The sequence below is a fragment of the Pseudokineococcus marinus genome, assembly GCF_013004605.1.
Taxonomy (GTDB): Bacteria; Actinomycetota; Actinomycetes; order Actinomycetales; family Quadrisphaeraceae; genus Pseudokineococcus; species Pseudokineococcus marinus.
This window is the reverse complement of the sequence record NZ_JABEMA010000323.1, coordinates 1-3,267: the sequence shown is the minus strand read 5'-3', so window position 1 is coordinate 3,267 and position 3,267 is coordinate 1. Positions and strand designations below refer to the sequence as shown.

The 3,267-nt window shown below is 77.2% G+C and carries 3 protein-coding genes and 1 pseudogene; 3 read left to right on the top strand and 1 reads right to left on the bottom strand.

Annotated features, from left to right (window positions below; all coding sequences use genetic code 11):
* The 3 genes from HLB09_RS14780 to HLB09_RS14770 all read left to right on the top strand — a co-directional run.
* On the top strand, positions 1-1,117 hold a 1,117-nt coding region (locus tag HLB09_RS14780), incomplete at its 5' end, for an alkaline phosphatase family protein (RefSeq protein ID WP_212771151.1).
* A 58-nt stretch (positions 1,118-1,175) separates the two neighbouring features.
* Positions 1,176-2,015 (top strand): hypothetical protein, encoded by an 840-nt coding sequence (locus tag HLB09_RS14775; protein WP_171204094.1) that lies wholly within the window; start codon positions 1,176-1,178, stop codon positions 2,013-2,015.
* A 335-nt stretch (positions 2,016-2,350) separates the two neighbouring features.
* Positions 2,351-3,001, top strand: a complete 651-nt coding sequence (locus HLB09_RS14770; protein ID WP_171204093.1) for a thymidine kinase — start codon at positions 2,351-2,353, stop codon at positions 2,999-3,001.
* 26 nt (positions 3,002-3,027) lie between these two features.
* Here HLB09_RS14770 and HLB09_RS14765 read toward each other — a convergent pair.
* Positions 3,028-3,267: pseudogene (locus tag HLB09_RS14765) on the bottom strand (hypothetical protein); the annotation flags it as partial.

The following is a 3,267-nucleotide window of genomic DNA, read 5'->3' as shown; positions in this document are numbered from 1 at the left end:
CACGGCCGGCGCCCTCGCGGACGTGCTGCCCGCCGCGGCCGCGGCCCTGGGGGCGCCCCAGCGCCCCGTGCCGGTCGAGCTGCCCGAGGCCCCGCGCGTCTGCGTGCTGCTCGTGGACGGTCTCGGCGACCGGCTCCTCCAGGCCGCCGGCCGCTCCGCCGGGTGGCTCGGCGAGCTGCGCTCCGGCGGGGCGCACGTCCTGCGCGCCGGGCACCCCTCCACGACGGCGACGTCGATGGGCTCCTTCGGGACGGGGCTGCTGCCCGGGGCCCACGGCCTCGTCGGGTACGAGGTGCTCGACCCCGGCCGCGGGGTCCTGCTCAACGAGCTCGCCTGGGACCCGGCCGTGGACCCGCGGGAGTGGCAGCCGGCGCCGACGGTGTTCGAGCACCTCGGCGGGGCCGGCGTCGCGTGCGTGCAGGTGGGCCCGCCGCACTTCGCCGGCAGCGGGCTCACCGAGGCGGCCCTGAGGGGGCCGCGCTACGTGGCCGCCCGCTCGCTGCAGGACCGGGTGGACGCCGCGGCCTCCGCGATCCGCAGCGCTCCTCGGGCCCTCGTCTACGTCTACTGGGGCGACCTCGACAAGACGGGCCACGAGTCCGGGTGGCGCAGCGAGGCGTGGGAGCGCGAGCTCGCGGAGGTCGACCTCGCGGTGCGCCAGCTCGCGCGCCGTCTCCCCGCCGACGCGCTGCTCCTCGTGACGGCCGACCACGGGATGGTCGACGTCCCCCTCGGCGCCCGCCTCGACCTCGCCGAGGACGCCGACCTCGCCCGCGGGGTGCCCCTGTCCGGCGGGGAGCCCCGGGCACCGATGCTCTACTGCGCGCCCGGCGAGGCGGAGGCCGTCCTCGCCCGCTGGCGCGAGCGGCTCGGCCCGGGCGCCCGGGTGCTCGCGCGTGACGAGGCCGTCGCCGCCGGTTGGTTCGGCCCTGTCGCCCCGCACGTCCTCCCGCGCATCGGCGACGTCGTCGTCTCCTGCGCGCCGGGCACCTCGGTGCACGACTCGCGGACCCAGCGCCCCCAGCTCAAGGGGCTGGTCGGGATGCACGGCGGGCGCACGGACGACGAGACGCACGTGCCGCTGCTCGTCGCCGGCCCACGGGCCGGCACCGGCTGAGGCCGGCACCGGCGCGGGTGACGGGGAGGTGCTCCTCCGGCGACGTACGGTCGACGGCATGGTGGACAGCGACGTCGAGACGGGTCCGCCTGCGCGCGGCGCCGTGCGGACGCAGCGGCTCGTCGGATGGCTGGCCCTGGTGCTCGCCGTCCTCGCCGTCGCCGGGGTGCTCGTGAGCTGGCTGCGCCTCCAGCTGCCGGACGACGCGCGGCCCGTCGTGCGCTTCGCCCTCGACCAGCTGACCCGTCTGCTCTACGTCGACGCCGAGGCCAACGCCTGGGCCTGGGCGTCGTCGACGGTGCTGGCGCTCCTGGCCGCAGCCCTCGCCGTGTCGGCCGCCGCGCACCGGGGGGCAGGGCTCCGCTGGCGGTCGCTGGTGGTCCTGGGCGCGGTGGCGCTGCTGCTCTCGGCGGACGAAGCAGCGATGCTCCACGAGACCCTCAACGAGGTGGGCGTCCGGGTCACCGACGTCCTCGGCCCCTTCAACGCGTGGCTGCTGCCCGGCGTCGTCGTCGTGCTCGCGGCCGGCGTCGCGCTGCTGCGGGTGGCCCGGGGCCTCGACCCGTGGCTGCGTCGGCGGCTCGTCGTCGCTGGTGCCGTCTTCCTCGCCGGAGCGATCGGCATGGAGGCCGTCGGCGCGGCCTTCGCGCTCACGGACGACGCCGCCAACCCCTGGGAGTCCGGCACCTACCACGTGCTGGTGGGCGTCGAGGAGGGTCTCGAGGCGGCGGGGGCGCTGATCGCCCTGCGGGCCGTCCTGGCGACCGTCGAGGTGCGGGTCGCCCACGGCGGCGTCCACGTGACGCCCCGTGGACGAGTGCTCCGGGAGGGTGCCGACGACGGCGAGGCCGTGCGCTCGTCCGAGGAGGACTTGGCACGGGGTCGACATGACCGCTGAGCGGCCCGATCCCTGACGATGCTGGTCGGGACGCGCTCGTGACGCGTCGTCGTCGGGAGCTCGTGGGCCCTCGCCCCTGAGCTCTGGCCCGGCGCAGGCGCGGAACGGCAGCACGGGGAGCGTCCGCAGGAGGGGCTGTGGCGACCGGCGGATCAGAAGGGCGGTGGTCCTTCGCCCCAGCCGCCGTGGTCGGTGCCGTCGGGGTCGTCGAGCGGGCGACGCGCTCCCCGGGCCATCGGCACGACGTCGGCCGGTGACGTGCGGACCGGCGTCGGCCGGTGGGGGTGGGCGTCGTCGTCATCACGCCGCGACCGCCTCGGGCAGGATGGACGTCCGTGGCCGAGCTCGTCTTCTTCTCCGGGACCATGGACTGCGGCAAGTCGACGCTGGCGCTGCAGATGGACCACAACCACGCCGCCCGTGGTCGTGGTGGCCTCGTCTTCACCCGCGACGACCGCGCCGGGGAGGCCGTGGTCTCGAGCCGCCTCGGTCTGCGCCGCCGCGCCGTCGAGGTCGCCGACGGGACCGACCTGTGGGCCGAGGTGGGCCGTCGCCGGACGGCGGGGGAGCGCGTCGACTACCTCGTGTGCGACGAGGCGCAGTTCTACTCCGCGGCGCAGGTCGAGCAGCTGGCTCGCGTCGTCGACGAGCTGGACGTGGACGTCTTCGCCTTCGGCATCACCACCGACTTCCGCACGCGCCTGTTCCCCGGCTCTCAGCGGCTGCTCGAGCTGGCCGACCGCGTGCAGGTGCTCCAGGTCGAGGCCCTGTGCTGGTGCGGCGCCCGCGCCACCCACAACGCCCGCACCGTCGGGGGCGCGATGGTCGTCGAGGGCGAGCAGGTCGTCGTCGGGGACGTCGGCGCCGACGCCCAGGGCGGCGACGTCGGCTACGAGGTGCTGTGCCGGCGCCACCACCGGCAGGGCCGCACGGCCGCGGCCGCCCGCGCCGCCGCCCTGTCCCCGGACGTGCTGCCCTTCGGCTGAGCCCGGCGCACGGCTCCCGGGAGCGGTCAGTCCTTGCGCTGACCGAAGACGATGTCGTCCCAGCTCGGCACGCTCGGTCGCGCGCCGCGCTTGGACGGGCGCGGCCGGGGCCGCTGGGCGTCGTCCGCGGGTGCGCCGCCCTCCTCGTCGGCGCCCGCGGCAGGGGATCGCGGCGGCTCGGGGAGCAGCTCCTCCTGGCCGGGCACGCCCTCGTCCTCCGCGGGGCGGGCTCCGCCACGGCGCCGACGACGGCGCGGGGCCGGGGA